The sequence below is a fragment of the Bradyrhizobium sp. Kon37 genome, from assembly GCF_055807535.1.
In genome coordinates this window covers 1-26,681 of the sequence record NZ_JBVVOY010000027.1, presented here as the reverse complement: position 1 = coordinate 26,681, position 26,681 = coordinate 1, and the positions used below count along the sequence as shown (strand labels likewise).

Annotated in this window: 30 protein-coding genes; 15 read left to right on the top strand and 15 right to left on the bottom strand. The window is 64.5% G+C overall.

Annotated elements, in window-relative coordinates; genetic code table 11:
* Positions 1-7 precede the first annotated feature (7 nt).
* Both AC0L3J_RS31985 and AC0L3J_RS31980 read right to left on the bottom strand, forming a co-directional pair.
* The gene (locus AC0L3J_RS31985; protein ID WP_473349698.1) at positions 8-1,372 is read right to left on the bottom strand and encodes an MFS transporter; all 1,365 of its coding nucleotides are present in this window, start codon (positions 1,370-1,372) and stop codon (positions 8-10) included.
* 122 nt (positions 1,373-1,494) lie between these two features.
* On the bottom strand, positions 1,495-2,259 hold the full coding sequence (locus AC0L3J_RS31980) for a GntR family transcriptional regulator (RefSeq protein ID WP_473349697.1): 765 nt from the start codon (positions 2,257-2,259) through the stop codon (positions 1,495-1,497).
* Between the two features lie 180 nt (positions 2,260-2,439).
* Between AC0L3J_RS31980 and AC0L3J_RS31975 the strand changes: the two genes are divergently transcribed.
* From AC0L3J_RS31975 to AC0L3J_RS31965, 3 genes are read left to right on the top strand one after another with little or no spacing between them, the layout of a single operon-like run.
* Positions 2,440-3,639, top strand: a complete 1,200-nt coding sequence (locus tag AC0L3J_RS31975) for a mandelate racemase/muconate lactonizing enzyme family protein (RefSeq protein ID WP_007603145.1) — start codon at positions 2,440-2,442, stop codon at positions 3,637-3,639.
* Positions 3,640-3,650: 11 nt separating this feature from the next.
* Positions 3,651-4,418 carry an SDR family oxidoreductase gene (locus AC0L3J_RS31970; RefSeq protein ID WP_473349696.1) on the top strand — a complete coding sequence of 256 codons (768 nt, stop codon included), beginning with the start codon at positions 3,651-3,653 and terminating at the stop codon, positions 4,416-4,418.
* A gap of 26 nt (positions 4,419-4,444) precedes the next feature.
* Complete coding sequence (locus AC0L3J_RS31965; protein WP_473349695.1) at positions 4,445-5,476, top strand: L-idonate 5-dehydrogenase; 1,032 nt, start codon at positions 4,445-4,447, stop codon at positions 5,474-5,476.
* 12 nt (positions 5,477-5,488) lie between these two features.
* Here the strand turns inward: AC0L3J_RS31965 and AC0L3J_RS31960 are convergent, their stop codons facing one another.
* Positions 5,489-6,355 (bottom strand): DUF3280 domain-containing protein, encoded by an 867-nt coding sequence (locus AC0L3J_RS31960; protein WP_473349694.1) that lies wholly within the window; start codon positions 6,353-6,355, stop codon positions 5,489-5,491.
* Between the two features lie 190 nt (positions 6,356-6,545).
* Between AC0L3J_RS31960 and AC0L3J_RS31955 the strand changes: the two genes are divergently transcribed.
* Positions 6,546-7,931 (top strand): HAMP domain-containing sensor histidine kinase, encoded by a 1,386-nt coding sequence (locus AC0L3J_RS31955; RefSeq protein WP_473349693.1) that lies wholly within the window; start codon positions 6,546-6,548, stop codon positions 7,929-7,931.
* Positions 7,928-8,590 carry a response regulator gene (locus AC0L3J_RS31950; protein WP_007611428.1) on the top strand — a complete coding sequence of 221 codons (663 nt, stop codon included), beginning with the start codon at positions 7,928-7,930 and terminating at the stop codon, positions 8,588-8,590. The genes AC0L3J_RS31955 and AC0L3J_RS31950 overlap by 4 nt, the downstream gene beginning before the upstream one ends.
* 4 nt (positions 8,591-8,594) lie before the next feature.
* On the opposite strand, the gene AC0L3J_RS31945 is transcribed toward AC0L3J_RS31950, so the two are convergent.
* Complete coding sequence (locus AC0L3J_RS31945; RefSeq protein WP_473349692.1) at positions 8,595-9,437, bottom strand: hypothetical protein; 843 nt, start codon at positions 9,435-9,437, stop codon at positions 8,595-8,597.
* Between the two features lie 210 nt (positions 9,438-9,647).
* Between AC0L3J_RS31945 and AC0L3J_RS31940 the strand changes: the two genes are divergently transcribed.
* The 3 genes from AC0L3J_RS31940 to AC0L3J_RS31930 are packed head-to-tail and all read left to right on the top strand — an operon-like array spanning position 9,648 to position 12,779.
* Positions 9,648-10,526, top strand: a complete 879-nt coding sequence (locus AC0L3J_RS31940) for an IclR family transcriptional regulator (protein WP_473349691.1) — start codon at positions 9,648-9,650, stop codon at positions 10,524-10,526.
* A gap of 36 nt (positions 10,527-10,562) precedes the next feature.
* A complete protein-coding gene (locus AC0L3J_RS31935) occupies positions 10,563-11,537 on the top strand; it encodes a Bug family tripartite tricarboxylate transporter substrate binding protein (protein WP_473349690.1) in 975 nt (324 codons plus the stop codon).
* 30 nt (positions 11,538-11,567) lie between these two features.
* Positions 11,568-12,779 carry an ABC transporter substrate-binding protein gene (locus AC0L3J_RS31930; RefSeq protein ID WP_473349689.1) on the top strand — a complete coding sequence of 404 codons (1,212 nt, stop codon included), beginning with the start codon at positions 11,568-11,570 and terminating at the stop codon, positions 12,777-12,779.
* 121 nt (positions 12,780-12,900) lie between these two features.
* Here AC0L3J_RS31930 and AC0L3J_RS31925 read toward each other — a convergent pair whose 3' ends face one another.
* Together AC0L3J_RS31925 and AC0L3J_RS31920 are read right to left on the bottom strand one after the other, a co-directional pair.
* On the bottom strand, positions 12,901-13,392 hold the full coding sequence (locus AC0L3J_RS31925) for an SRPBCC family protein (RefSeq protein ID WP_473349688.1): 492 nt from the start codon (positions 13,390-13,392) through the stop codon (positions 12,901-12,903).
* A gap of 2 nt (positions 13,393-13,394) precedes the next feature.
* Positions 13,395-13,799, bottom strand: a complete 405-nt coding sequence (locus AC0L3J_RS31920; protein ID WP_473349736.1) for an ArsR/SmtB family transcription factor — start codon at positions 13,797-13,799, stop codon at positions 13,395-13,397.
* 259 nt (positions 13,800-14,058) lie between these two features.
* On the opposite strand from AC0L3J_RS31920, the gene AC0L3J_RS31915 reads away from it, so the two are divergent.
* Positions 14,059-15,222 carry a serine hydrolase gene (locus tag AC0L3J_RS31915; RefSeq protein ID WP_473349687.1) on the top strand — a complete coding sequence of 388 codons (1,164 nt, stop codon included), beginning with the start codon at positions 14,059-14,061 and terminating at the stop codon, positions 15,220-15,222.
* A 71-nt stretch (positions 15,223-15,293) separates the two neighbouring features.
* Here AC0L3J_RS31915 and AC0L3J_RS31910 read toward each other — a convergent pair whose 3' ends face one another.
* On the bottom strand, positions 15,294-16,115 hold the full coding sequence (locus AC0L3J_RS31910; RefSeq protein WP_473349686.1) for an outer membrane protein: 822 nt from the start codon (positions 16,113-16,115) through the stop codon (positions 15,294-15,296).
* A 272-nt stretch (positions 16,116-16,387) separates the two neighbouring features.
* Positions 16,388-17,092, bottom strand: a complete 705-nt coding sequence (locus AC0L3J_RS31905; protein WP_473349735.1) for an SDR family oxidoreductase — start codon at positions 17,090-17,092, stop codon at positions 16,388-16,390.
* A gap of 121 nt (positions 17,093-17,213) precedes the next feature.
* Between AC0L3J_RS31905 and AC0L3J_RS31900 the strand changes: the two genes are divergently transcribed.
* A complete protein-coding gene (locus AC0L3J_RS31900; RefSeq protein WP_473349685.1) occupies positions 17,214-18,056 on the top strand; it encodes a GNAT family N-acetyltransferase in 843 nt (280 codons plus the stop codon).
* Position 18,057: 1 nt separating this feature from the next.
* Here AC0L3J_RS31900 and AC0L3J_RS31895 read toward each other — a convergent pair whose 3' ends face one another.
* Entirely contained in the window at positions 18,058-18,498 is a 441-nt protein-coding gene (locus AC0L3J_RS31895) for a hypothetical protein (protein ID WP_473349684.1), read from the bottom strand.
* A gap of 282 nt (positions 18,499-18,780) precedes the next feature.
* Here AC0L3J_RS31895 and AC0L3J_RS31890 point away from each other — a divergent pair, with 282 nt between their 5' ends.
* Positions 18,781-19,065 carry a hypothetical protein gene (locus AC0L3J_RS31890; RefSeq protein WP_377830111.1) on the top strand — a complete coding sequence of 95 codons (285 nt, stop codon included), beginning with the start codon at positions 18,781-18,783 and terminating at the stop codon, positions 19,063-19,065.
* A gap of 53 nt (positions 19,066-19,118) precedes the next feature.
* On the opposite strand, the gene AC0L3J_RS31885 is transcribed toward AC0L3J_RS31890, so the two are convergent.
* From AC0L3J_RS31885 to AC0L3J_RS31860, 6 genes are all read right to left on the bottom strand, one after another.
* Positions 19,119-19,409 carry a hypothetical protein gene (locus AC0L3J_RS31885; protein ID WP_247462783.1) on the bottom strand — a complete coding sequence of 97 codons (291 nt, stop codon included), beginning with the start codon at positions 19,407-19,409 and terminating at the stop codon, positions 19,119-19,121.
* A 20-nt stretch (positions 19,410-19,429) separates the two neighbouring features.
* Positions 19,430-19,771 carry a curlin gene (locus AC0L3J_RS31880; RefSeq protein ID WP_456769496.1) on the bottom strand — a complete coding sequence of 114 codons (342 nt, stop codon included), beginning with the start codon at positions 19,769-19,771 and terminating at the stop codon, positions 19,430-19,432.
* Between the two features lie 148 nt (positions 19,772-19,919).
* A complete protein-coding gene (locus AC0L3J_RS31875; RefSeq protein WP_473349683.1) occupies positions 19,920-20,297 on the bottom strand; it encodes a curlin in 378 nt (125 codons plus the stop codon).
* A gap of 32 nt (positions 20,298-20,329) precedes the next feature.
* Positions 20,330-20,722, bottom strand: a complete 393-nt coding sequence (locus tag AC0L3J_RS31870) for a curlin (RefSeq protein WP_473349682.1) — start codon at positions 20,720-20,722, stop codon at positions 20,330-20,332.
* A gap of 119 nt (positions 20,723-20,841) precedes the next feature.
* A complete protein-coding gene (locus AC0L3J_RS31865; RefSeq protein WP_473349681.1) occupies positions 20,842-21,243 on the bottom strand; it encodes a curlin subunit CsgB in 402 nt (133 codons plus the stop codon).
* 166 nt (positions 21,244-21,409) lie between these two features.
* Positions 21,410-22,069: a response regulator transcription factor gene (locus tag AC0L3J_RS31860; protein ID WP_456769492.1), complete on the bottom strand. Its 660-nt coding sequence runs from the start codon at positions 22,067-22,069 to the stop codon at positions 21,410-21,412.
* 597 nt (positions 22,070-22,666) lie between these two features.
* Here AC0L3J_RS31860 and AC0L3J_RS31855 point away from each other — a divergent pair.
* From AC0L3J_RS31855 to AC0L3J_RS31840, 4 genes are read left to right on the top strand one after another with little or no spacing between them, the layout of a single operon-like run.
* The gene (locus AC0L3J_RS31855; RefSeq protein WP_473349680.1) at positions 22,667-24,094 is read left to right on the top strand and encodes an efflux RND transporter periplasmic adaptor subunit; all 1,428 of its coding nucleotides are present in this window, start codon (positions 22,667-22,669) and stop codon (positions 24,092-24,094) included.
* A complete protein-coding gene (locus tag AC0L3J_RS31850; RefSeq protein WP_473349679.1) occupies positions 24,091-24,816 on the top strand; it encodes an ABC transporter ATP-binding protein in 726 nt (241 codons plus the stop codon). The genes AC0L3J_RS31855 and AC0L3J_RS31850 overlap by 4 nt, the downstream gene beginning before the upstream one ends.
* Positions 24,813-26,036 carry an ABC transporter permease gene (locus AC0L3J_RS31845; RefSeq protein ID WP_473349678.1) on the top strand — a complete coding sequence of 408 codons (1,224 nt, stop codon included), beginning with the start codon at positions 24,813-24,815 and terminating at the stop codon, positions 26,034-26,036. Before AC0L3J_RS31850 ends, AC0L3J_RS31845 begins: the two co-directional genes overlap by 4 nt.
* Positions 26,037-26,084: 48 nt before the next feature.
* Entirely contained in the window at positions 26,085-26,402 is a 318-nt protein-coding gene (locus AC0L3J_RS31840) for a response regulator transcription factor (protein ID WP_473349677.1), read from the top strand.
* Positions 26,403-26,681: the final 279 nt, after the last annotated feature.

Below are 26,681 nucleotides of genomic sequence, written 5' to 3'. Positions count from 1 at the left end.
CGCGAGATCAGTCGTTCTCGTAGCCGTAGACTTCCGGCAGGATGAAGATCGCGGCAAGCAATCCGATCAGCGGGAAGATCGCGACCATCAGCGTCGCATTCGCCTGCCCGATCGCAGCGAACACGGTCGGGAACAGGAAGATCGCCAGGAACGACGGCAGCTTCACGAACATGTAGGCGAAGCCGCTGGCGGTGCCGCGATATTGCGGCTTGGCGACCATGGTCGGAATCGTCATGCAGTTCGACGCATCCCAATAATGGCCCCACAGCATCGCGGCAGCCGCGAACGGCAGCAGGATCTTGTTGTCGGTGTAGAGCGCGAAGGCCGCGACCAGCAGCGAGACCAGCACGATCGAGAAGCCCGCGATCGAGATACCGCGATGGCCGATCTTCGGCGTCAGCAGCGGACCGACCCAGCCCGACACGGCGGCGAACGAGAACAGCGCCATCGTCACCAGATTGATGCCGAGCACGCTCGACACGCCGACCATCACAAAGAGCACCGGCAGGTAGAACGCGAAGGTCGAGAACTCGCTGGCTTGCGCGAAGCAGGCGACCCAGCCGTAGATCGTGGCGCGCCAGCGGATCGGATCCTTCTTGAGGTCGGCCAGGAACGCGCGGGTGGAGACCTTGGGCACCTCCACGTCATGGTCCGGCAGCATGGCGAGATCGTCGTTGAACATCTCGCGCGCGACCTGCTTGGCCTCGCGGTAGCGTCCCTTCTGCACCAGCCACACCGCCGTCTCAGGCACGTCGTGACGCATCACCAGGATGATCAGCGCCGGAAGCGCGCCGAGGCCGAGCGTCACCCGCCACAGCGTCTCGTGGTGAATGTCGAGCAGCAGGAAGATCACGATGACGCCGATCGTCAGGACCTCGCCGACCGCGAACATGAACTGCCAGCGGTTGCCCATGACTTCGCGCTCACCCTTGGCCATGGATTCCATGATGTAGGTGTAGCCGGTCGAAATGTCCGAACCGAGCGGAATGCCGAGCAGGAAGCGGATCACGACAAGCCAGCCGACGCTGGGGACGAAGGCCTGCGCCAGCGCCAGCACGATGAACATCACCATCGTCACCAGGAACATGACGCGGCGGCCGATCTTGTCGGAGAGCCAGCCGCCGAGCAGTGCGCCGATCATGGCGCCGCCTTGCGTACCGGCCGCGGCCAGGCCCAGCATCAGCGGATCGGGATTGAACTGCTCCTTGATGAAGATCAGCACGAAAGCGATCGAATAGAGGTCCCAGGCTTCGACCAGGATCGAGGCCATCATCAGCCAGCCGACCTTGTTGCCCTTGGGACTGTAGTTCGTGATGAGGTAGCGGACCGCGGCTTCGCTCGCGGTCGGTTGTGGCATCGCCATCGTCGACATCTTTGGTCCTCTCTTCAAAACTCTCTAAAGCGCGATGAGATCAGGATCGTCAACGCGCTTTGGCTTCATTGTTTGAGCATGATCTCTTCGGAAAACCGCTACACACTTTTCCGGATCATGCTCTACGTGCCAAGCAGCGGCTCGATGCTGCAATCGAGCAGGCGCGGGTCGATCCCGACCTCCATGCCGGTGAACATCTCGCCCATGTAGTCGATCAGTGCATCGCTCGCCTTCACCCCATCCTCGACACGACGATTGGCAACCGCATTAAGAATAGCCAGATGATGGTCGATTGTTCCTGACAGCTCGGCCTGTCCCGGCATGAACCGGTGGTGGATGTAGCCGATGCGCCGGTACAGCGTGTGCAACGGCCGCAGCGTGTGCACCAGAAACGGCTCGCCTGCCGCCTCCAGTACCAGCGCGTCGATGCGACGGTCGATATGATTGAACTCATCGAGGGTCAGAGTGGCGCGGCGTTCGCGCAAGAGTCGCTCGATATGCAGCGCCTGATTGCGATGCGAGAGGCTGGCGCGATCGGCCGCGAGTCGGATCACGAAGCGCTCCATGTCGCGGCGCAAGGCCAGCAGCATGCGCTCGCGTGCCAGATCGATCGGCGCGATGCGCAGACCGTGGCGCGGACGGATGATGATCAACGTATCGGCGGAGAGACGATTGACGGCGTGATGAACCGGCGTACGGCCGAAGCCGGTGATGTGCTGCAATTCCAGCATCGTCATGAACTGGCCGGGCTTGAGCTCGCAATGGACGAGCAGCTCTTCGATCCTCTGATAGGCGAGCTCGAAGAAGTTGAGACGGTTGCGCCGGGAGGGCTTGCCCTCGCCGTCGTCGTTCCTCACCACCTCGAGCGCGCGCTTGCGCGTTGCCATGTCGTCTCTCCCCTCAGCCCGCGCCGTCGTTGCAGAGCGGCGCCTTGTTGGTGATATCCCTAAAACATGTTGTGATATATTACAAGCGGGCGTAAGACTCCGCCCGTGCCCGCACCATGCTGCGGTGCAGAATGACAACAAGACGGCGCTGCGCGCGCCTGCGATGGGAGGAGTATTGCCGTGAAGATCACGTCGATCGAGACGCTGCGCACCGAAGAATTCTCCAACGTCATCTGGGTGCGCGTCCACACCGACACCGGCATGATCGGTCTCGGTGAAACCTTCTACGGCGCCGGTGCAGTCGAAGCCCAGATCCACGACACCTTTGCCGGCCGCCTGCTCGGCCGCAATCCGCTGCACATCGAGGCGATCCATCGCGACATGCTGAACCTGCCGATGGCGCAGTCGTCCACCGGCGTCGAATATCGCGCGGCTTCGGCAATCGACATCGCGCTATGGGACCTGTTCGGCAAGGTCTGCAATCAGCCGGTACACCAGATGCTCGGCGGCCTCTGCCGCGACAAGCAGCGCATCTACAACACCTGCGCCGGCACCCAATATGTCCGCTCGACCAATATCAGCCCGGTCGCGAATTGGAATCTCGGTGGCTCCAAGGGTCCCTACGAAGACCTCGACGGCTTCATGAACAACGCCGATGCGCTCGCCGAAAACCTGCTGGAGAGCGGCATCTCCGCCATGAAGATCTGGCCGTTCGATCCGGCGGCCCAGGAGAACAAGGGTCTCTACATCTCGGCCGCGCAGATGAAGCAGGCGATCGAGCCGTTCGAGAAGATCCGAAAAGCCGTCGGCGACAAGATGGAGATCATGGTCGAGCTTCACTCGCTCTGGAACCTGCCGACCGCCAAACAGATCGCGCGCGCGCTCGAGCCCTACAAGCCGACCTGGTACGAAGACCCGATCCGGATGAACTCGCCGCAGGCGCTGGCCGAATACGCCCGCTGCACCGACGTCTGGGTCTGCGCCAGCGAGACGCTGGGCTCGCGCTTCCCCTACAAGGACATGCTCGACCGCGACGCCATGCACGTGGTGATGGCGGATCTGTGCTGGACCGGCGGCCTCACCGAAGGCCGCAAGATCGCGGCGATGGCCGAGACCTATCACCGGCCCTTCGCGCCCCACGACTGCATCGGCCCGATCGGCTTCATCGCCGCCATCCACATGTCGTTCAGCCAGCCCAACACGCTGATCCAGGAATCGGTGCGCGCCTTCTACAAGGGCTGGTACAATGAACTCGTGACCACCATGCCTACGATCAAGGACGGTTTTGTCTATCCGATGGAAGGCCCCGGCCTCGGCGTCGACCTTCTGCCCGCCGTATTCGACCGCTCCGATTTGACCGTGCGCCGTTCCAACGTCTGAGGATTCTTGAGATGAGCACCGCCCTCTTCGACCTTTCCGGCCGCACCGCGCTCGTGACCGGCTCCTCCCGCGGCCTCGGCCGCGCCATCGCCGAGGGCATGGCCAAGGCCGGCGCCAGGATCATCGTCAACGGCGTCGATCCCAAGCGCGTCGAGCAGGCCGTCGCCGAGTTTCGCGCCGCCGGGCATCAGGCCGAAGGCGCCGCGTTCAACGTCACCGACGAGCCCGCGATCGTCGCCGCCTTCAACGACTTCGACAAGAGGGGCATCGCGGTCGACATCCTCGTCAACAATGCCGGCATCCAGCACCGCAAGCCGCTGGTGGAGTTCACCACCGACGAGTGGCGCAAGGTGATCGAGACCAACCTCACCAGCGCCTTCGTGATCGGTCGCGAGGCGGCCAAACGCATGATCCCGCGCAAGCACGGCAAGATCATCAATATCGGCTCGCTCGGCAGCGAGCTCGCGCGTCCCACGATTGCGCCCTACACCGCAGCCAAGGGCGGCATCAAGAACCTGACCCGCTCGATGGCGGTGGAATGGGCCCAGCATGGCATCCAGGCCAACGCGATCGGCCCCGGCTATATGTTGACCGACATGAACGAGGCGCTGGTCAACAACACCGACTTCAACAACTGGCTGATGGGCCGCGTTCCCTCCAAGCGCTGGGGCCGACCGGACGAGCTGGTGGGCGCTGCGATCTTCCTGGCGTCGGAGGCTTCGACCTATGTCAACGGCCAGATCATCTATGTCGATGGCGGCATGATCGCCGCGATGTGAGCCGCGAAACGCTGAGGGAGCCGACCATGCGCGCCGTCGTCATTCACGCACCGAAAGATCTGCGGATCGATCTCTATCCGGATGCTGCGCCCGGTCCGGGTGAAGTCCGCGTCAAGATCGCGAACGGCGGCATCTGCGGGTCCGATCTGCACTACTATCATCACGGCGGCTTCGGTGTCGTGCGCATCCAGCAGCCGATGGCGCTGGGGCACGAGATCGCCGGCGTGGTCGCAGCCGTCGGTGACGGCGTCACGAATGTGAAGCCGGGCACCCGCGTCGCCGTCAATCCGAGCAAGCCGTGCGGCCGCTGCCTGCATTGCCAGGAGGGTATGCGCAACCAGTGCCTGGACATGCGCTTCCTCGGCAGCGCCATGCGCTTTCCCCATGTGCAGGGCGGCTTTCGCGAATTCATCACGGTCGATGCGGCGCAGGCCGTTCCGATCGCCGACAAGCTGTCGCTGGCGGAAGCCGCGGTCGCCGAACCGCTCGCGGTGTGCCTGCATGCCGGCAAGCAGGCGGGGCCCCTGCTCGGCAAGCGCGTGCTGATCACCGGATGCGGCCCGATCGGCGCGCTGATGATTTTGGTCTCGCGCTTCGGCGGCGCCGCCGAGATCGTCGTCACCGATGTCGCCGACGCGCCGCTTGCGGTCGCCAGAAAGCTCGGCGCCACTCACGCCATCAATGTCGCGGCCAACGCCGCAGCGCTTGATCCCTGGCGCACCGGCAAAGGTGTGTTCGACACGCTGTTCGAAGCCTCGGGCAACCAGGCCGCACTCCGCACCGCGCTCGATGTGCTCAGGCCCGGTGCCACACTGGTGCAGCTCGGCCTCGGCGGCGAGATGACGCTACCGATCAACTCCATCGTCGCCAAGGAATTGCAGCTCCGCGGCACCTTCCGCTTCGATCCCGAGTTCGAGCTGGCGGTGCGGCTGATGGGTGACGGCCTGATCGACGTGAAACCGCTGATCACGGCGACCATGCCGTTCGAGAACGCGGTCGCGGCGTTCGAGCTCGCCAGCGACCGCTCGCAGTCGATGAAGGTGCAGCTGACGTTCTGAGCGAGGCCGCTGCTATTGGTTCTCGATCAACCGGTCGCTGACCAACCGCACCGCGCCCCGTTTCCACGAATAGTCCGCGCCCAGGCGCAGGCCGCTGTCGCCGCGTGCCAGCACCGCGCCGGTCCTGGCATCGCGCACCTGGAAGCCCAGCGTATATTCGGTGCGGCTGACCCGCCGCACTACCCCGATCAGCGACTGGTCCGCGCCGAGCTTCTGTGCAATCGCCGCCTCGCAGCCGTCGCAGTCGCGCAACGTACGCGCCTTCAGTGCCCCGCCGCCGACATCGACGATGCGGTAACGGCCGGATCGACCCAGCGCCTCGCGCACGCTGCCTGTGACCTCGGCCAGATATGACGCATCCGATGTGGCCGACGCGCCAGCCGAAGCGGCGGTCGTATCCTCCAGCTCGAAATCGAAGACGGCCATTGCAATCGGCGCGGGCGTAGCGAGTGCGGCCATGATCTCGCGCGACACGAAGATCTCGGCACGCTCCCATGATTCATCATTGTCGCCGCGGAAGGTGTAGAGCTTGTCCATCACGACCTTCCTGGCGCCGACGTCGATCACGGCGATCTTGGCCCATTGCACCAGCGTGCTCGTCTTCTGGATGCCGCCGATCACCTTGAACGCCGCGCCGTCCTGGCCCGACGGCACCAGCCGGTAGTGCCGATCTCCGCCGATATCTTGCCGGAGCGCGGCCATAAAGGCCGCCAGCCGTCGCTCGTGGGCGGCGGTCTGGTTGGCGGGTTCAGCCGACGTATCGGTATAACTGAAATCGTCCATGGCGATGCCGATGGCGGTCTCGGCGCCGGCCGGCGCGTGAGACGCCGGGAGAAGGAGGAGGAGACAAGCAGACAAGATCAACCGGCGCAGGTGCATAATGTGCCTCGTATGACGGAGCGGCGCGCCAATCTGGACGGCGCAATCAGGCCATGCAGCGGTGCCGGTCCCGGCGATGGCCGGGAAAATTTCACGACGGTGCACCGCACTGGCGCCAGGCGGCTTTGCGCCGGATGCGTTCTGCCGTTTAATGCGGGCGCGACAACCCGTTCGCACCAGGTGCCCGCCGATGTGGAACCGTCCGAGGTTCGATCTCAAAGTCCGTCTGACGTTGCGCGTGGCCGCGATATCGGCCGCCTGCTTCGCAGTTATCTCCGCCTACTTCCTGATTACCGCCGACCGCGCGGCGCATGCGCGCCTCGACGATATCGCCGCCATCGTGGCCAAGACGCTGGAGCTTCAGCAGGGCAAGATCCAGTGGGTTGCGAGCCCGCGCTCGGACTTTCCCAACCTCGACCCCGTTTCGGCTTATGTGATGACGCCCGGCCTGTGCCTGGCGTTCCGCGGCACCAGCGGCGACGTCCTCCAGCGCTTCTGCAGCGGCGCGCCCGTTCCGGCGAACCCGCCGCCGCAAGCCTTCACGGCCTTCTATCGCGGCTTGTTCGACCCCGGCCGAGAAGCGGCACGGCCGGTAATCGTGCGCGGGACGAAGCTCGGCGAGGCCGTGGTCTCGGTCGAGCCGGCCGTGCAGACCGCGGAGGCCTGGCACGAGGCCGGCCGCCTGATGCTCGCGCTGGCGATCGCCCTGCCGCTGCTCTGCGCGCTGGTCTACGCCGCGCTGGCACGCGCGCTGCGCCCCACCCGCATGATCCGCACCGGCCTCGAGCGGATTGCCGCCAACGATCTCACCACGCGGCTGCCGCCGTTCGACCTTGCCGAGCTCTCCGCGATCCGCGACGGCTTCAACCATCTCGCCGAAAGCCTCGAGACCGCGCTTGCCGAGCGCAGCGAGCTGACGCGGAAGCTGATCGCGCTCCAGGACGAGGAGCGCCGCCATCTCGCGCGCGAGCTGCATGACGAGTTCGGCCAGTCGCTCGCCGCCATCCGCGCGCTCGCCTCCTCCGCCCGCCAGACCGCCGCGCAGGACTGCCCTTCCCTGCTTGGCGAATGCGACGGCATCGCACGGACCGCAACCGGCATGATGGAGACGTTGCGCGGCACATTGTTCCGGCTGCGGCCGCCCGATGTCGAGGAGCTCGGGCTCGTCGCCAGCCTCGAAGGCCTCGTTGCGGGCTGGAACGGGCGCAGCCGCGGCGAGACGCGCTTCTCGATCCGGTTCGACGGCGCATTCGAGACCCTGCCGGCCACGATCAGCGCCAGCCTCTACCGGATCGTGCAGGAGGCGCTCACCAATGCCGCCAAGCATGCCGTCGCCACGCGAGTCAGCCTGGAATTGACGATGGGGGCGAGCGAGATCGCGCTTGCGATCGACGATGACGGACGCGCGACCGATTCCGTCGCGAAATCCGGAATGGGCCTGCTCGGCATGCGCGAGCGCGTCGCGGCTTTGCGCGGCCAATTGAGCTTCGAGGCCGCGCCGAACGGCGGCTCCGCACTGCGCGTGGTCATTCCGCTCGCAGCCGCCGATCGGCCGCCGCTGGAGCACGCCGCATGAGCGCGGCCGACGCCACCATTCTGCTGGTCGACGACCATTCCGTCGTCCGCGAGGGCTACCGCTCCGTGCTCCAGAAGCAGCCGGGACTACGCGTCATCGCCGAAGCCGCCGATGGCGCGGAGGCCTACCGTCTTTACAAATCGGAGGCGCCCGACCTCGTCATCATGGATTTGAGCATGCCCGGCATCGGCGGCATCGAGGCGGTCAGGCGCATCAGGCAGTGGGACAAGGGCGCGAGAATCCTCGTCTTCACCATGCATGAAAACGCCGGCTTTGCCGTGCAGGCGATCCGCGCCGGTGCCAGGGGCTACGTCACCAAGACCAGTCCGCCAGAGACGCTGGTGCGCGCCGTGATGGACGTGCTCGCCGGCAAGATCGCGATCAGCCCCGACATCGACCATGAGCTCGCGCTGAGCCGGCTTGCCGGGGAAAGCTCTGCCGCCGACGTCCTCACGCCGCGCGAGTTCGAGGTGCTGCGGCTGCTGCTCGCCGAGAACACGACAGAGGAGATCGCCGAGACGCTCCATGTCAGCCCCAAGACGGTGGCGAACCTGCATTCCATGATCAAAGACAAGCTCGGTGTCGGCTCCGACATCGAGCTGGTCCGGCTGGCGCTGCGTCAGGGCATCTTGACGGAGGTCGATCTCGGCGAGGCCTGATCGCTCAGGCCAGATAGCGCGTGAGATAGCCGTCCATGGCGTAGAGCGCACAAAGGGCGAGGCTCGACCACACGGCGGCGGTGAAATACAGGAACATCCAGGTCAGCTCGCCCTTCCAGTGCGCGATGTCGTGGGTCACGACCCACCTGGTCGAGACGTCATGCAGGCCTTCGAGGAAGCCGAGCAACCTGTTGCCCTCCTCATGCCCTGCCCGCCAGCGGCTAAGATACATCGGCACGTCGACGGTGACGAGGAAGGCCAGGAAGCAGGCGATACCGACGATGCCGGCAATCAGCGCCCAACGCACCACGCCCTGGAATTCCGGCATCAGCCGGCACAGCGCGATGCCCGCGAGGAAGAATGTCACCGCCCACAGCGAGTTCTCGATCGCGTTGAAGAGGAAGTTGGTCGTCACCACCGCATACCAGGAGAAGCACTCCGCGATGATGATGATGGGCACGATCACCCACGCGATGTTCACGACCGTCTCGGCGCCCGTCATGGTCCCGAGTTGATGCAGGATGACCGCCCATTGCGCCGCGAAGCACAGTTCGGCCACGGTCGCGACCGTGCGGCCGACGAAGACGCTGGAGAGCCAGGTGTCGAACAGACAGATGCGCTGCACGTCGGCGCGCGGCAGGAACGAGCGGAAGGCGCAGCCGAAGACATAGCCGGCGCAGAGCAGGAACATCAGCCCGATGTCGGAGCCGCCGCTGATGCTGCCTGAAGGCGTCGGGTAGAACTCGCGGTAAAGCATGAACCAGACGAGAATGTTGGCAGCACTGACCAGCGTCAGGGACCCCCACCACCACGCGAGGGGATTTGTCCGCGCCTGCCACTGCAACATGAATCGCTCCGCTGTAATCGATGTGACATTCAGTCGTAATAATCCTGTCACAACAAGCCACGGAATCACGACGAAAATCTGTGTGCGGCGGAGCTCTTCGCGCACATTTTATTCCCCTCGGCCAAGCGGCCGCACGTCCGGATAGTGGACATAAAGGTCCATTTTCTGAATCTATTGGACAACAGGGGACCAGGTTCATTAAAAGCCTGCATGGCCAAAACCGCGTCCAAACCGATCCGCGCCTCCTCGTCCGCCGCCGCCGTGCTGGCGGACAGCGTCCACGACGCAGCGTTCGCGACCACGCTCGCAAAAGGCCTCGTGGTGCTCGAGGCGTTCAAGGCGGGGGCGACGCAGCTCGGCAACATGGAGCTGTCGACGCTGACCGGGATACCGCGCCCGACCGTGGCGCGGCTGACGCATACGCTCGCCGAGCTCGGCTACCTCCGCTACGATGCTGAACGCGCCAAATATCGCGTCGGCGCGCGTGCACTTCGCATGGCGCATCCGCTGCTCGCCGACATGCAGTTCCGCCAGGTCGCGCGTCCGATGATGCAGGAGCTGGCACAAAGCGTGCGCGGCACGGTCTCGATCGGCCTGCTCGATGCGACCTCCATGATCTATGTCGAGACCGCGCGCTCCGGCGACGTCGGCCCGCACGTCCCCGACATCGGCATGCCCATTTCCGTGGTGATGACGGCGATGGGCCGTGCCGCGGCGGCGACCCTGCCGCAGGCCGATGCCGCGCAGCTCGAAGAGCGCATTGCAAGCGAGGATACCGAGCTGTGGTCGGCGTTCCGCGAGACCTATCGCGCCGGCCTCACACAATGCGCCAGCCGCGGCTTCTGCACCTGCTTCGGCGAATACATCGCCTCGATCCATGCCGTCGCGGCGCCGCTGTTTCATGCGCGTGAGGCGAAGCAGGCCTTTTCGATCAATTGCGGCATTCCCGCATTCCGGCTCCAGCCCGGCCAGCTGGAGGGCGAGATCGGCCCGCGCATTGCAGCTCTTGCCGACAGCATCCGCACCATGATTTGGGCGGCGCCGGCGACCGAAACACAAAAGCAAAACAAGAAGAGCGCCAGGCGATGAACAAGACAATCGGCGCTCCGCCACCGGGAGGCCATCATGACCGTCACACGGCGAACATTCCTGGGCACCATCGCCCTGTCGCTATCCGGACTTCCATTCTCCGCACGCGCTGAGGACGCCTGGCCGTCGCGTATGGTGCGGCTGATCTCGCCTTATGGGCCCGGCGGCTCCAACGACATCTCGCTGCGGCTGCTGGCCGAAGAGTTCGGCCGCAACCTGCACCAGCAGTTTATCGTCGAAAACAAGCCGGGCGCCGGCACGCGCATCGCCAACGACACGGTCGCGCATGCGCCGGGCGATGGCTACACACTCCTCTATGTCGCGGCCCCCTACGCCACCGCCGAAGCGCTGTTCGGCAAGCTGACCTATGAGCGCAAGGATCTGCAGCCCGTCGCGATGGCGGTGATCGCGCCGCTGTTCCTGATCATCAGCGCGGACGCGCCGTTCAAGACGCTTCCCGAATTGATCGCCTACGGCAAATCGAAGCCGGATGGCCTGACCTTCGCCTCGCCCGGCGCCGGCTCGCAGCCGCATCTTGCCGGCGAACTCCTGTTCAGGGATGCCGGTGTCAAGGGGCTCAACATCCCCTTCCGTGGCGATGCCGCGTCCTACACCGAGCTGCTCGCCGGCCGCGTCGATGCCACGCTGACGGCGCTGCCGACCGCACTGCCTTACATCCAGAGCGGCAAGTTCATTGTGCTCGGCGTTGCATCGGCCGAACGCAGCGCGCTCTACCCGCAGGCGCCGACCCTGCGTGAGCAGGGTTTTCCCAACGTGGCTGCGGCCGGCTGGTACGGCTTCATGGCGCCTTCGACGACGCCGCGGGCCATCGTCGACAAGCTGCAGGCCGAAGTGTTGCGCGCGCTGGCCGAGCCGGCGATCAAGGACAAGCTGACCGCCCAAGGCCTCGAAGTGCGCGCCGGCAGCGCGGCCGAATTCGGCCAGTTCATCGACAACGAAACAAAAAAGTGGACCGGGCTGATCCGCGAGGCCGGCCTCAAGGGCGAGTGACAGTCGGAACAGGGAATGGAAATGAAAAGCATGTTTTTCAGACATGTCGCGGCAGCCGCGATCGCTCTCGCGCTATCGATCCCGGGAGCACAGGCGCAGAAGAAATACGATCCCGGCGCTTCCGACACCGAAATCAAGGTCGGCCAGACCGTCCCGCTCAGCGGGCCGGCCTCGGCCTATGCCGTCATCGGCAAGACCCAGGCCGCCTACATGAAGATGATCAACGACCAGGGCGGCGTCAACGGCCGCAAGGTCAATCTGATCCAGTATGACGATGCCTATTCGCCTCCGAAGACGGTTGAGCAGACCCGCAAGCTGGTCGAAAGCGACGAGGTGCTGCTGACCTTCCAGATCATCGGCACGGCGCCGAATGTCGCCGTGCAAAAATATCTCAACGCCAAGAAGGTCCCGCAGCTCTTCGCGGCAACGGGCGCGGCGCGTTTCACCGATCCGAAGAACTTCCCCTGGACCATGGGCTTCAACCCGTCCTACCTCGTCGAGGGCCGGATCTACGCGCAATATATTCTGAAGAACCATCCGAACGCCAAGGTCGGCGTGCTCTATCAGAACGACGATCTCGGCAAGGATTACCTCGCCGGCTTCAAGGCAGGTCTCGGTGACAAGGCGAAGATGATCGTGGCCGAGACGTCCTACGAGATCACCGAGCCGACCATCGACTCGCAGATCCTGCGGTTGAAGGATGCAGGTGCCGACGTGCTGTTCAGCGCCACGACGCCGAAACAGGCCGCGCAGGCGATCAAGAAGGTCGCCGAGATCGGCTGGAAGCCGCTGCACATCATCGACATCAACGCCTCCTCGGTCAGCGCGGTGCTGAAACCCGCCGGACTCGATAACGCCAAGGGCGTCGTCAGCGTCGGATATGTCAAGGATTCGGCCGATCCGGAATGGAAGGACGATCCCGGCATGAAGCGATATCTCGCCTTTATGGCCAAGTACTATCCGGAGGGCGACAAGGATTCGAACCTGAACGTCTACGGCTATATCACCGCGCAGCTGCTGGTGCAGGTGCTGAAGCAATGCGGCGACGATCTCACGCGCGAGAACGTGATGCGCCAGGCCGCCAGCCTGAACAACATCACACTCGACCTGACGCTGCCGGGCATCTCGGTGACGACGACGCCGACCGACTACCGCGTCAACAAGCAGTTCCAGATGGTGCAGTTCGACGGCCAGCGCTGGCAGAAACTCGGCGACATCGTCACGGACGAGGCGAAGGAATGAGGCGCCCCTCACCCTGAGGGGCGCGCGCCTTGAAGAATAAAGGCCTCACCGATGGTCCTCGTGCTTCGAGGCGGCCGCTCCGCGGCCTCCTCGGCATGAAGGAGGAAGGTGGCTGCTCGCCCTACCTCTTCATCCCACCCACATAGGCCGCGAGCTTGTCGAGCGTCTGGTAGCCGTATTCGACGGCACCGAAGCTGATCATGCCGTCGCGCTGCGCCGTGCTCGACGCCAGCTGCCGCATCATCAGAACCGTCTTGCCGTTGCTCTGTTCGGCGAAGGTGATTGTGAAACGGAACAGTCCGGGATCCTCGTCCTGGTCGGCGCCATGGTCCATCTCCATCAGCGACGGCCGTTCGATGCGGCGAAAGCGCATGCGGTTCGGGTAGACCGTGCCGTCCGGGCCGATCATGTTGAAGCGCCAGACGCCGCCAACCCGCACGTCGATCTCGAAGGTCTCGAGCTTGAAACCCTTCGGCCCGAACCATTGCGGCAGGTGCTTGGGGTCGGACCACGCTTCGAACACCAGATCGCGCGGCGCGTCGATCACGCGCGACATCACGATCTCGCGGTCGAGCGACCATTGCGACAAAGCGGGATTGGCAGAATTCGTCATCGTCAGGAACCTTTCCGTTTGGTTGTCTTGCCGGTCGTCTTGTTGCTTGTCTTGGACGGCCGCTTGGCAGCTGCCCTGTCTTTCTTCAGCTTCATCACATAGGCTTCGAAGCGATCAAGCCGCGCCTCCCAGATCGCGCGCTGATGCTGGAACCAGTCCTCCGCAGTGAGGAGCGCGTCAGGACTGAGGCGGCAGGTGCGCACGCGCCCCGATTTCTCAGATAGGAGGAGACCGCTCATCTCCAGCACGTGGATGTGTTTCATGAAGCTCGGCAGCGCCATCTCGAAAGGATCGGCAAGCTCGCCGACCGACGCTTCACCTGCGCAGAGCCGCATCACGATCGCCCGCCGGGTGGGATCGGCAAGGGCCGCGAAAACCTGATCGAGTTGGGATAATTGGTTAGCCATGAGGCTAACTATAGGACTGTCGCCACCCGGCGTCAATAATTGTTAGCCAATTAGCTAAGTTAATTTTGCCGGCTGGTAGCCTGGATGGAGCGAAGCGTAATCCAGGAATCTCTCCGTGAGGCGATAACCCGGATTGCGCTTCGCTCCATCCAGGCGACGAACCATTCGTGCGGAACCCACCACGCGCAATCGTGAATAGGGAGGCACGGCCCTTCCCGCTACAAGAGACCGGGGGCGCATCGAATCCTGCGCCAGAGCCGTGCCGTCTGTTGTCACCTCATCGTACCTCACCCGACGGGCGCTCGCCCGGGCTGCGCTCGTTCCCCTCGCGCTTGCCTGGCCGCGCGGCGCCGCGGCGGATTCCGACATGATCGCGCAGATGCGCGACATAGTTGCGAACGAGCTGGCGCCGACCGCGACGCCGGACCAGCCGGGCGGTCTGGCCGCTGCGCTTTATGCCGGCAGCCATCTCGAGTTCTTCAACTACGGCTTTGCCGACGACGCCACGCGAAGGCCGGTCACGCCGGACACGCTGTTCAACCTCGGTTCCCTGCGCAAGCCGTTCGAGGCGACACTGGTCGCGCTCGCCACCCTCCGCGGCGAGCTGCGGCTCGACGATCGTCTGGCGAGATATCTCCCCGAGCTCACCGGCGACTATGTCCGCCGCGTCACCGTCGGCGAGCTCGTCACGCACACCTCAGGCATGCTGCTGCCGACCGACCATCCGCCCTGGCCGAGCGACATTTTTTCCCGCGCGCAGCTCATCGACATGTTCAACAGCTGGCGACCGCAAGCCGGCGAGGTACCGGGCAAGCAGCGCGTCTACAGCCACGCCGGCTACGTGCTGCTTCAGCTCGTGCTCGAGCGCCGTTACGGCACTCCGATCTCGACTCTGTTCGAACAACGCATCCTCAGGCCGATCGGCATGAATGCGACCTCCGTACCCGAACGTGGCGAGGACGGCCGTGCCGTCATGGAGGAGGCCTGGATGCAGCGCGCGGTCCAGGGCTATTCGGATCAGGGCATGGCGATCGGCCCCATCGGCAACCAGCAGAGCTATTTTGATTTCCCCGGCACGGGCCAGATGTTTTCCTCACCGCGGGATCTCGCGACATTCGTTGCTGCCTGCGTCGATGGCCGATCGATCGATCCGCAGTTGCGGGAGGCATTGCGGATGACGCAGCACGAGATTTTCCGCGTCGACGAGAAGTTCGGACAAGGAATGGCCTGGGAGACGGTGCATCTTCCAGGCGTCGCCGTTGTCGACAAGCCCGGCGGCCTCAACAACGCCTCCGGCTATATCGGCCTCGTGCCGGCGCAGCGGATCGGAATCGTGCTGCTCGCCAATCGGGGCGAATATCCCCACGAGATCGCCCGCTACAAGATCCTGCCCGCGTTGGCGCGCCTCGTGGCTTCGCACTGATGCGCCCCGCGAAAACAGGAAAGCCCCGGCCAGGCCGGGGCTTTCCACGCCAGGATGGAACGGGATGAAGCTCAGTACCTGGCGACGACGGGTCCGCCAAACTTGTAGTTCACGCCCACGCGCACGATGTTCGACTTGAGATCGACCGAGTGGGTGAAGACGTTGGTTGGAAACGCGCCGCCAAGCAGATTGGTGCTGGTCACGGTGCTCCGTCCGAGATCGACGTAGAGATATTCCGCCTTGAGCGACCAGCCGCCGCCGAAGGCATATTCGGTGCCCACACCTGCGGTCCAGCCGACCCGCGTGTCGCGGATCGCGGCCGACTCGGTCGCGGCGGCGAACGTGTCGGTGAAGTTGAAATTGCCCTTCACCTCGGCGATGGCCGCGCCGCCGGTGGCGTAGAGCAGCCAGGTCGGAGCCGCGAGGAAGCCGATACGGCCGCGGATAGTGGCGAGCCAGTCGGCCGAGACCGACGACGACACGGTGAAGCCGGTCGGCGCGCAGCAGGGATAGAGCGCCGAACCCGTCGCACTGCCCTTGAAGCCGAAATGGTTGATGTCGCCTTCAAGGCCGAGCACGGCGTTGTTGACCTGCCAATTGTACCCGGCGGTAAGACCGCCCGTGACGCTGGAGCTGTTGACCCGCTGGGCGCCGACTGCCGCAATCGCAGTAACACTGGTGTCCGCGAAATAGCCGGCGGGAGCGAACGCGGTCGAGGTGGCCGGATCGGCGCTGCCCCACTGCCCACCGACATTGCCGCCGACGTAAAAGCCGGTCCAGTTGTAGGCCGTCGCCATCATCGGCGCCTTGGTGTAGTGCGCCGCGAGGTCGGCCGCCTGCACGGATGCGGAGCCCACAACAACCGCGGCAGCCGCCAGCAAAATCTTCTTCATTCCAGTCTCCTTGCCTCACGCGATTGATCTCGCGTTTCGAATGCGCGCGGGCGGAAGTTGTCCGGCGCAGATCGGGCATAGGGCGTGGACTGCTTGCCGTCTTGGGCTGCGGCGAAGTTCATAGGGACTGTGACGTAGTGCGGGCCGTGCGGCACGCGAACGCGGGGCTGGTGTGACCGAGGAGCCACGCGTGATCCCACATCCGTGGCGCGCGACGCACGCCAATGTCGCATCGCGACAACAGCGCGAAACGCGATTCGAATCCCCGCCTCTCAGACCGAACGCGTCAGTCCGCCGTCAACGCGGATGTTCTGTCCCGTGATGTAGGCCGCGCCGTCGGACGCCAGGAACGAGATCGTCGCGGCGATCTCCTCGACCTTGCCGTAGCGCCGCATCGGCACGCTGTCGCGGCGTGCATCCAGCTGCGGCAGGCTGTCGATCCAGCCCGGCAGCACATTGTTCATGCGGATGTTGTCGGCGGCATGGGTGTCGGTGAAGATCTTGGTGAAGGCGGCAAGGCCAGCGCGGAACACGGCAGACGTCGGAAACATCGCGCTCGGCTCGAAGGCCCAGGCGGTCGAGATGTTGATGATCGCGCCGCCCTTTTGCGTTTGCATGATTGGCATCACCAGCCGGGTCGGACGGATCACGTTGAGCAGATAGGTATCGAGGCCGGTGTGCCATTGCTCGTCGGTGATCTCCGTGATCGCCGCCCGGGGCCCATGGCCCGCGCTGTTGACGAGCACGTCGATGCGTCCCCATTTGGCCATCGCGCCGTCGACAAGCCGCTTCAGATCGTCGTTCGACTTGTTGGAACCGGTGACCCCCAATCCGCCGAGCTCGGCTGCCAGCGCCTCACCCTTGCCGGAGGAGGACAGGATGGCGATGCGAAAGCCGTCGGCTGCGAGCCGGCGCGCAGCCCCTGCCCCCATGCCACTGCCGCCGGCGGTCACGAGCGCGACCTTCTCTGCTGCCATCTCTGCTGCCATGACCGATCATCCTCTATGATATCGTGAGGCGAGCCGCAGGCCCGGCCTATCATGAGGCCTTCTACCGCCGGACCGGCCGGAAGGTCCACCGTCGAAAGCGACTTGAAAGATGAGCGATTTGCAGATCCGCAATTTGCGCCCCGAGGAGATCGCCATGGCCGTCGAGTGGGCCGCGGCGGAGGGCTGGAATCCGGGCCTCTCCGACGCCGCCTGTTTCGCAATCCCGGACGCGAAGGGCTTCTTCGTCGGCGAGATCGACGGCGAGCCGGTCGCGACCGTCTCCTGCGTCAATTGCGACGATCGCTTCGCGTTTCTCGGCTTCTACATCGTGCGATCGGATCTTCGCGACAGAGGCCACGGCCTGCGCATCTGGAACGCGGCGATCGCGCATGCGGGCGATCGCGTGATCGGCCTCGACGGCGTCGTCGCGCAGCAGGACAATTACAGGAAGTCCGGTTTCCAGCTTGCTTACGCCAATGTCCGCTATGGCGGCATCGTCGCCGCGCTACCGAAGCCGCCCGCCGAAATCGTTGCGCTCGACACGATCCCGTTCGCGCTGGTTGAAGCCGACGATGCAACGGTGTTCCCGGCTCCGCGCAGCGCCTTCCTGCGGGCCTGGATCGGCACCTCAGGACATCTCGGCCGCGCGTTGCTGCGCGACGGCAAGCTCGCCGCCTGGGGCGTGATCCGGCCGTGCCGCACCGGCCGCAAGATCGGCCCGCTCGTCGCCGACGACCGCGCGGCGGCGGAGGCGATCGTGCAGGCCTTGCTGGAAAGCGCAAACGGCGGCGAAATCTTCCTCGACGCCCCCGCCGTCAATCGCGAGGCGATTGCGCTCGTGGAATCGCTAGGGCTGAAGCCGGTGTTCGAGACGGCGCGGATGTACACGGGACCGATCGCGCCGCTGCGGATCGACCGCGTCTTCGGCGTGACCAGTTTCGAGCTGGGCTAGCTCAGTAGCAGCGCATGATGTTGACGGTGTGCTCGCCGCCGCCGCGGCCGGGCACAGTCACCTGCTCCGTCGGACAGCTCGGCACGTAGGGTCGGTCCGACGGCACCACGTTCGGCGGGAAGCGATGCGTCCAGTCCCAGGGAACGTCGTACGTATAGGTGTAGCGCACGTCGTTCGAGACGGGTTGGGCGGTCTCGGCGAAAGGCTGACCGTAACCTGCATTGTCGTAGTAGAACCCGCCGCCGCCCGGCCAGTAGACCCAGGGCGTATTGCGGCCACGGAACCTGGCGCCCGGCGCAATCGGCGGACGCGCCGCCGAACCGGAAGGCGTGGCGGCATGCGCGACGGTGCCGCCGGGCCTGGCAAAACTGTCGCTGGGGGCAAGGAGCAGCGCGGCTGCGCTGAGCGAGGCGAGCAACGCCCCAAATGATCTGGACATCATGATACGCACCAACTCGTTTGGCTTCGCGGATAGCGGCTCCCCACCGCACGCTAGGCCGGGCTGTCGCCCGCCCGCAAACGTATAATTAATTATTGGTTAAGGCACGGCATTAACGGGGAACAAGCTGCGGCAAGACGCCCGGGATTGCGGCTGATGTCGCCTTGTTCCGTGGACGACGGACTTCATAACCAGTTGATCGGAGTTGATCGCTTCGGCCGATAACGCCCGGAACGCTCCCGCACTGCGGTCGTTGGCTCCCGACACAAGCAAGGAGCATCTCCAATGCAGAACAAATCGAAACTCCTCTGCCTGATCACGGCTTCACTCGTCGCGGGCACGACGGCCGCCTCGGCCCAGGGCTATGATTGGAACGGATCGCGCGCGGGCTGGGACCGCACCGCCCCCGCTTACCAACCGGTTCAGCCCCGCGCGTACTATCCGGATGTCGCTGGACCATACGGTGCACTCAACGGCACCAACCATCCTGCGCCGAGCTCAACGCAGGGCGATGTCGGCCCGGAGGGCAACAACAACGGCACGCTGACCGGCGTCTATCGCAGCTGGTAACGCCCGCTCACGATCTGGCCCATCGTCCATCGCGGACGGTGGGCCTTCGTGCGTCAGCGGCCCTGCTGCTTGCGCAGCCAATCCAGCATGTCCTGCGCATTTCCGGTGCCCTGCGTCACGATGGCGGTGTTGCCACCGCTGCGGCGATAGACCGTGGTGCGCCCAGGCTCTTTCTCGATCTTGACCTCGGCCTGCGCCGGATCGCCGCTCTGGGTGATGACGGACGTGCCGTTCTCGTCCTGAACTACGGTCGTGTGGCCGTCACCTGACTCGCCGGCTCCGGCCGGCCCCGCTGCCATTGCCATCATGATGCTCATTCCCGCTGCAAGCGCGATGAACCTCATATTGCACCTCGCCTTCTCGATCACCGGCTGAACTGAAATATAGACAGCCAGTTGAAGCGCCCGAATTGTCGCACCGTTCCCGTGTTCATGTCTCCGATCTGGAGCAGAAGGGCGTTGGTGGAATTGCCGACCTGGGTGATATCGGCAATGTTGCTCACGCCCGACTGACCGATCGCCACATTGGTGGTGCCACCCACCTGGATCACATCGACATAATTTCGCGTGCCGTTCTGGATGATCGTCGCATCGACCGTTCCCGTGCCGCCGATCTGGATGACACGCGCGATATTGATGCGGCTGTTCTCTTCGATCGTGACCGGCTGGACATTGTTGCCGAACTGCACGACCGTTTCGATGCTCACGTTCCGGTTCGTTACGCCGCGCTGGACGGATCCGGCGGATGCCTCGGACGCGACGCTGACGGCGAACAATGCCGCCAATGCCAGGAGTAGCCTAGCGCATTTCATCGCTTGCCCCCATTACATTTCTGACGACGAGCTCGCGCCCGGCTCAATGGCTATTCTGGACAATAGTCGCCGAGTTGAACGCACCGAACTGGGACAGGAAGCTGCTGGTGGACTGGCCGGCCTGGCCGACAAACGCGACATTGTTCACGCCCGCCTGCCCGACCGATGCCGACGTCGTCCCGCCGAATTGCAGGATTCCGGTCGCGTTGTTCGTGCCATTTTGAGTGACGGTCGCGCTGGTGCTACCGCCGATCATGAACACGCCCGCCATGTTGAGCTGGCTGTTCTGGTTCAGCACGACGGGCGGGCCGCCGAGCGACACGATGGTCTTGATGTCGGCGGTCTGCGCACCGGCCGATCCGGCGCCCACGCAACACAAGGTGAGGAATGCGCCACAAGCGGCGCCGGAAAAATGTCTCATAACATGCCTCGCGACTGAAAATGGATTTGCGATCACGGAGTCTGCTGCAAAATTGTCGAGCCGTTCAGGATTCCGAGCTGTCCGACCGCCGCCGCGTTGTTCGCGCCGATCTGGCCGATCAGGCTCGAATTGGAGCCCCCGGCCTGGCCGAGTAATGCGGTGTTGGTCGCCGTCGCGGTGGTGCCGCCCTGCCCGATCACCGAAGTGTTGACCGTGAGGAGCGAGCCCGTCTGCAACGTGGTCGCAGTATTGGTGGCGCCGAATTGCATCGTGGTGGCGCTGTTATTGGTGCCACCACTCTGCGAGATGAAGGAGTTGTTGGTGGTGCCGAATTGCAGCACGCTGGCCGAGTTGCCGGCCTGGGCATCGACAACCCTCAGCAAGCTGAACGCGACGATCGTGGCAACGAGATATTTTTGATGCATGACATTTCCTCCGCGAAAGTCGGCGGACAAGCTCTCACCGAGTCGTCCGGCCCGAGGCGGTGCTTTCAAGGATGGCGCGGACGCGCCGCAGTTGACGCGTCCGGCCAAACGGGGCTGGCTTAGTGCGCCGTCTGCGAGACGGTGCTGCCGTTGACGCCGAACACGCTGAGCTGTCCGACGGCGGCGGCGTTGTTCTGGAGCGGGGCAGGCCCGAACGAGTTCTGGGTGATCGAGCTGCCGTTGTTGCCGAACGCCACCTGGCCGGTCGTCGCCGAGTTCTGCACGCCGATCTGGTTGACCGTGCTGCCGTTGTTGAGCGAGGCCGCGCTGGTGCCCTGCATCGTGGTCGCGCTGTTGATGATGCCGAGCTGGCTGGTCGACGAGGTGTCGTTGGTGAGGCCCTGCTGCGAGACGCTGGAACCGTTCACGACGCCCACTTGCACGGTGGTCGAGGTGTTGGCGGCCTGCGCGGCGGAGGACAGGGCGAGCACTGCAACGGAAGCAAAAAACAATTTGCGCATGGAATATCCTTTCTGGCTAAGATCTCTGACTGGGGTTCGGATGCCGTCTTGGAGGAGGCCGACATCGCAGGACAGACTTTGAACCGATCGTGCTGCGTGCGACAGACTGCAGTTCATGCTAATCGGTACGGACTAGACGTTGCGCGATGCCTTGGTGCCCACGGCACTAGCTGTAAGGTTGTCCCGTGCCGGTTCGTGCCGTCTCTTCTTCGCGTCCCATGCTGTCGACCAACCGCACCACCTCGATCGGCGAGCGAAGCTCCAGTTTTCGCATCATCCTGGTGCGATGGACCTTGGCGGTCACTTCGCTCACTCCGAGCCTCGCCGCGATCTGCTTGGCGACGAGACCTTCGGCCATCAACAGCATGATCTCGCGCTCCCTCGCCGTCAGCGTCTCGACGCGCTGGCGCGCTTCGCGCACGCTATCTTCGCGTTCGAGCCGCCTGCGGTCTCGCTCGATGCCATGCCTGATCGCATCGAGGATCTCCTGCTCGCGGAAGGGTTTTGGAAGAAACTCGACTGCGCCGCGCTTCATGGCCTCGACCGAGACGCGGACGTCAGAATGGCCGCTGATGAAAACGATCGGGATGAGCACGCCGGTCTCGGCGAGCCGACGCTGAAGCTCGAGGCCGGTCGGCGCGGTGCCGGGAAAGCGGACGTCGAGCACGAGGCATGAAGGTCCGCTCGAAATACTGTCAGCGACGAATTCGTCCGTCGATGCAAACAATTTTACCTGATGCCCGGTCTCCTCGCAGAGACTTCCTATCGCAGTTCGAATCTGAATTTCGTCGTCAATGATATAAACTGTAGCTTGACCTGAACTCATGGCAACGGGCTCCCCGGCTTGGGGCTCGATGAACAAGCAACGAGCCATCCATTCTTCTTGCAAGCGAGATCAAGGTGCTTGGATGAATTCGCGGGGACCGGGCGAGTCGCTCCGATCCGCCGCTTCGACGTCTTAGGGCCAACACCCGTTCAAGACGAGTGAAGGCGTTCACATATCGGGTTTCGTGATTGCGGGGAGTCGCCTTCGCGACCTGCGGCCTCATGGCGAGGCGCGATATCGACAATGCGACGATCTGGCGTCGGAACTTCGGTATCGCCGGCTGCGTCATGGCGTCGCCACCCACGTGCCGACTTGAACGCCAGGCGCTGGCCGCTTCGGCCAGAGCAGACGGGACGTTCAGTCAGCTTGTCGAGTTCGATACCGCGCGCATCATATCGATACGCTCCGTATGCATTTCCGGCAAGTCACGAAAGATAGCACCCCGCAGACTTTACTTCTGGATCATCAAGCGCACCCGACCGACGCCCCGGCAGCAGCGACACACTGACGATCGACTGCGTTTTCTGAGATTTACAACCATAGCGCGATCTTTCTCCGTGCCGCCAACGATGCCATTTCAAGAGGCGGGTTTTTGATATGCGATTTGTGCCAGTTATTGCCTTGCTCGGAACTGCATGTGGCCTCGCCGCGGTCTACGCCGCCCGGCCAGCCGTGATCAGCGACGCGGCCGGGGCCGCAGCGCAGAAGGCGGCCCGCGCCTATGAATCGACCCAGCGGCTGCTCGGACCGGGCGGGCGGGAAACACGGACCTTCGGATCGGACGCCCCCGTATTCCGCTATGCCTCGATCCAGCGCGGCAGTATCGAGCAGACCATCACCGTCACCGGCGCCCTGCAGCCGGTCAAGACGATCGAGGTCGGTTCCCAACTGTCCGGGCAGCTCGCCCGGGTCTATGTCGATTTCAACGACACCGTCACGAAGGATCAGCCGCTCGCCCTGATCGATCCGCGCAGCTTTGCGGCCAAAGTCGACGAAGCCAGGGCGGCGGTGGCGGTGGCGAACTCCTTTGTCGACATCGAGCGGGCCAAGCTCGACCGCGCCAGGATCGATCTGCAAAACGCCAGGGGCAGCAGAGACGTCCTCGTGGCCAAGCTCGACAGCGCGCAGGCGGTCAAGGCGTCGGCGCAGAAGACCTTGCAGCGCAAGCTGGCTCTACAGTCGCAAAACGTCGTGGCGGTAACGGCGGTGGATGACGCCCAGACCGAGTTCACCGCGAGGCTTGCCCAAGAGCGCGAGGCCGAAGTCCTCATGTCCTTGAACGCCTACTCAGTCGAGGGCGCGCAGGCCGATATCCGCCGGATCGAGGCGGAATTGCAGCAGGCACGCATGGCCGTGCCCGAGAAGGCGGCCGTTCTCGCTGCAGCCCAGGCCGATCTCGACCGCACCGTGATCCGCTCGCCGATCGATGGCGTCGTCGTCGGCAGGTTCGTCAACGAGGGCCAGACGCTCGCGGTCGGACTGGAATCGCGCACCACGTTCGTGGTCGCACACCGACTGGAGGACATGGAAATTCACGCGCAGGTCGACGAAGCCGATATCGGGCGCATCGCCCCCGACCAGCGCGCCCATTTCACGGTGGATGCCTACCCGGACCGCCGCTTCGAGGCGGTGGTGCGGCAGGTGCGCAAGGCGCCGCAGAACCAGCAGCACGTCGTGACCTACACCGTCGTCCTGGCGACCTCCAATCTCGACGGCGCGTTGCTGCCCGGCATGACCGCCCTGGTGAAGATCGTGATCGAGCGGCAGGACGACGTGCTGAAAGTGCCGCTTGCCGCGTTGCGCTTCCAGCCCTCCGGCACGCAGCCGGATGCCGCGGCGCGCAGCGGGGTGTGGGCGCGCACCGCAAGCGGCTCACTCCGGCGTATTCCCGTGACCGTCGGCGCGGCCGGCACCGAACAGGTCGCGCTCAGGAGCGGAGACCTCGTCGAGGGCAGTCAAGTCGCCGTGGGTCAGGCCATCCGGCCGGCCGGCATGGAGTTTCTCGGGATCAGGTTCGGATCATGACGGCCCACCCGCCCCTCATCAGCCTGCAGTCGGTCTCCAGGACCTATCGCGCCGACGGAGTGGCGGTGGCCGCGGTGCGCAATGTCAGCTTCGACATCGAACGAGGCGAGATCGTCGCGGTGATGGGACCGTCCGGCTCGGGAAAATCGACGCTGATGAACATGCTAGGGCTGCTCGACCTGCCGAGCGAGGGCGCGCTCTATCTCGAGGGAGCCGACGTTGCCGATCTCTCGGAAGATCGCCGGTCGTCCCTGCGCGCCCGCAGCATCGGCTTCGTATTCCAGTCCTACAATCTGCTCGCGCGCCACAATGCGATTGAGAACGTCGCGCTGCCGCTGGTCTATTGCGGCATCGGCCGCAAGGAACGTCTGGCCCGCGCCGAGCAGAGCCTGGAGGCCGTCGGCATGGTGCATCGGGCCCACCACTTCCCGCGGCAGCTCTCGGGCGGTGAGCAGCAGCGCGTCGCGATCGCGCGCGCCCTGATCGCCTCCCCGCTGATCGTGCTCGCCGACGAGCCGACCGGCGCGCTCGACAGCCGTACCGGCGCCGAGATCCTGGCCCTGTTCGCCGCGCTCAACCGCTCCGGCCAGACCATCGTGATGATCACGCATGATCTTGGGATCGCGACCCAGTGCCGACGTACGATCCGCCTGCATGACGGCGAGCTCGTCGCTGACGAAACGCCGGCTCCGATCCTGCCGAAACGGAGTTCTGCACCATGACGATGCTCCAGGGCTTTCAGATCGCGTTGCACGCCTTGCGCCTCAATCCGTTGCGCAGCATCCTCACCATGCTCGGCATCGTGATCGGCGTTGCCTCCATCGTGACCGTGTTTGCGATCGGGTCCGGCGCGCAGCTTCGCCTCCAGGAGCAGATCCGCTCGATCGGCGCCAACGTGCTGATGATCAACCCCGGCGCGGTCTACCAGGGCGGCGTGCGTCTCAAGGATGGCAGCAAGCTGACCATGACCGAAAGCGACGTGCAGGCGATCCTCGAGCAGATCCCCGAGATCCAGGCAGCGGCCGGCTCGATTGCCGGAACGGCGCAGGTCATTCACGAGAGCAAGAACTGGAACACGACCATCAACGGGACGACGACCGGGCACTTCATGGTCCGCGACTGGCAGCTTGCGACCGGGCGCTATTTTTCCGGCGCCGAGGAGGCAAGCGCCGGCAAGGTCGTGATCCTCGGCAGCACGGTGGCGCAGGAGCTGTTCGCCCCCGGCGAGGACCCGATCGGCGCCCAGATCAGGATCATGAAGGTGCCGCTCGAAGTGGTCGGCGTCCTCGATCGCAAGGGACCGGCGCAGGACGACGTCGCCTTCGTGCCGCTGACCACGGCCAAGTTGCGCTTCCTCGGCAGCGCAAGCAACATCAACCGGGATTCGGTCGCCTACATCATCGCCAAGGTGGCCGCGGACGGACAGATGGCGGGGGCGCGAACCGAGATCGAAAACCTGCTGCGGCAGCGCCACCGTATTCCCGCTGGCCAGGAGGACGACTTCAAGGTCCAGGATCCGGCCGCCGCCATGGAAGCGCAGCAGGGAGCGATCCGCACCGTCGCGCTCCTGCTCGTCGCCATCGCCTCGGTCTCGCTGCTCGTTGGCGGCATCAGCATCATGAACGTCATGATCGTGTCGGTCACCGAGCGCACGCGCGAAATCGGCATCCGCCGCGCGCTTGGCGGGCGGATGCGGGACATCCGTCTTCAGTTTCTCTGCGAGGCGCTCGTGCTCTGCCTGCTCGGCGGCGCGATCGGCGTCGGTGCCGGCGTCACGCTCTCGATGACGGTCGCTCGCATGGCAGGATGGATCACCTCGATCGACGGCCAGGCGATCGGCCTTGCCCTCGCCTTCTCGATCGCGACCGGCCTGATCTTCGGTTTTTATCCCGCCCACAAGGCATCGAAGCTCAGCCCGATCGAGGCACTCAAGACGGAGTGAGAACATGCTGCGGTGTTCGCATCGACCAAAGGCCACGGAGGAGCAGTTATGAGTCCGGATCCCAAACATTCGATCACACCAACGCCACGCGAGCGGGACCTGATGATGCTGATCGCACGCGGAATGCAGAACAAGAACATCGCCTACGAGCTCAAGATCTCGGAGAACACGGTGCGGGCGCATATCGGCAACATCATGCGCAAATACCGCCTTCAGAACCGGACCCAGATCGCGATCATCTTCGCCCTGCAAGCGGCGCCGCCATCGCTTCGCCGCAACCTGGCCAATGGCGGCCGCAATTCCACGACGGTCGCGCCGGCCAAGGCGGTCGCGCAGAATACGCCGGTCCCGACCGCGCCGGACTGACGGCTCCGGCCACAATCCCTTGCGTCGTCTCAGACGAAACACCCAAATCCGGGGTCAACGGACCGCCGACAAAATATTTCTCTTTATTAGAATTCGGATTTTTGTTAGGAATTTCTCAACCCGGCCCAAGGAAGAGGGGCGTATCGCGATCGTCACGAACGCGGGCCGGACGGCGGTGGACGTTGGTCACATCGGCGCGAGGGGCTTCGCAGGGCGGGCAACCGTGAGTGAAGGCCTCGCGCACACGACCGGTGTGATCGGCGTACGGCAAAATCGTGT

Coding starts and splice junctions, on each gene's coding strand:
- AC0L3J_RS31965 (WP_473349695.1), top strand. CDS start 4,445: ATGCGCGCCGTCGTCATTCACGCACCGAAAGATCTGCGGATCGATCTC.
- AC0L3J_RS31875 (WP_473349683.1), bottom strand. CDS start 20,297: ATGAGACATTTTTCCGGCGCCGCTTGTGGCGCATTCCTCACCTTGTGT.
- AC0L3J_RS31960 (WP_473349694.1), bottom strand. CDS start 6,355: ATGCACCTGCGCCGGTTGATCTTGTCTGCTTGTCTCCTCCTCCTTCTC.
- AC0L3J_RS31870 (WP_473349682.1), bottom strand. CDS start 20,722: ATGCATCAAAAATATCTCGTTGCCACGATCGTCGCGTTCAGCTTGCTG.
- AC0L3J_RS31855 (WP_473349680.1), top strand. CDS start 22,667: ATGCGATTTGTGCCAGTTATTGCCTTGCTCGGAACTGCATGTGGCCTC.
- AC0L3J_RS31935 (WP_473349690.1), top strand. CDS start 10,563: ATGACCGTCACACGGCGAACATTCCTGGGCACCATCGCCCTGTCGCTA.
- AC0L3J_RS31850 (WP_473349679.1), top strand. CDS start 24,091: ATGACGGCCCACCCGCCCCTCATCAGCCTGCAGTCGGTCTCCAGGACC.
- AC0L3J_RS31860 (WP_456769492.1), bottom strand. CDS start 22,069: ATGAGTTCAGGTCAAGCTACAGTTTATATCATTGACGACGAAATTCAG.
- AC0L3J_RS31905 (WP_473349735.1), bottom strand. CDS start 17,092: ATGGCAGCAGAGAAGGTCGCGCTCGTGACCGCCGGCGGCAGTGGCATG.
- AC0L3J_RS31845 (WP_473349678.1), top strand. CDS start 24,813: ATGACGATGCTCCAGGGCTTTCAGATCGCGTTGCACGCCTTGCGCCTC.
- AC0L3J_RS31920 (WP_473349736.1), bottom strand. CDS start 13,799: ATGGCTAACCAATTATCCCAACTCGATCAGGTTTTCGCGGCCCTTGCC.
- AC0L3J_RS31940 (WP_473349691.1), top strand. CDS start 9,648: ATGGCCAAAACCGCGTCCAAACCGATCCGCGCCTCCTCGTCCGCCGCC.
- AC0L3J_RS31840 (WP_473349677.1), top strand. CDS start 26,085: ATGAGTCCGGATCCCAAACATTCGATCACACCAACGCCACGCGAGCGG.
- AC0L3J_RS31955 (WP_473349693.1), top strand. CDS start 6,546: ATGTGGAACCGTCCGAGGTTCGATCTCAAAGTCCGTCTGACGTTGCGC.
- AC0L3J_RS31890 (WP_377830111.1), top strand. CDS start 18,781: ATGCAGAACAAATCGAAACTCCTCTGCCTGATCACGGCTTCACTCGTC.
- AC0L3J_RS31930 (WP_473349689.1), top strand. CDS start 11,568: ATGTTTTTCAGACATGTCGCGGCAGCCGCGATCGCTCTCGCGCTATCG.
- AC0L3J_RS31945 (WP_473349692.1), bottom strand. CDS start 9,437: ATGTTGCAGTGGCAGGCGCGGACAAATCCCCTCGCGTGGTGGTGGGGG.
- AC0L3J_RS31910 (WP_473349686.1), bottom strand. CDS start 16,115: ATGAAGAAGATTTTGCTGGCGGCTGCCGCGGTTGTTGTGGGCTCCGCA.
- AC0L3J_RS31925 (WP_473349688.1), bottom strand. CDS start 13,392: ATGACGAATTCTGCCAATCCCGCTTTGTCGCAATGGTCGCTCGACCGC.
- AC0L3J_RS31900 (WP_473349685.1), top strand. CDS start 17,214: ATGAGCGATTTGCAGATCCGCAATTTGCGCCCCGAGGAGATCGCCATG.
- AC0L3J_RS31865 (WP_473349681.1), bottom strand. CDS start 21,243: ATGCGCAAATTGTTTTTTGCTTCCGTTGCAGTGCTCGCCCTGTCCTCC.
- AC0L3J_RS31980 (WP_473349697.1), bottom strand. CDS start 2,259: ATGGCAACGCGCAAGCGCGCGCTCGAGGTGGTGAGGAACGACGACGGC.
- AC0L3J_RS31885 (WP_247462783.1), bottom strand. CDS start 19,409: ATGAGGTTCATCGCGCTTGCAGCGGGAATGAGCATCATGATGGCAATG.
- AC0L3J_RS31970 (WP_473349696.1), top strand. CDS start 3,651: ATGAGCACCGCCCTCTTCGACCTTTCCGGCCGCACCGCGCTCGTGACC.
- AC0L3J_RS31895 (WP_473349684.1), bottom strand. CDS start 18,498: ATGATGTCCAGATCATTTGGGGCGTTGCTCGCCTCGCTCAGCGCAGCC.
- AC0L3J_RS31985 (WP_473349698.1), bottom strand. CDS start 1,372: ATGTCGACGATGGCGATGCCACAACCGACCGCGAGCGAAGCCGCGGTC.
- AC0L3J_RS31950 (WP_007611428.1), top strand. CDS start 7,928: ATGAGCGCGGCCGACGCCACCATTCTGCTGGTCGACGACCATTCCGTC.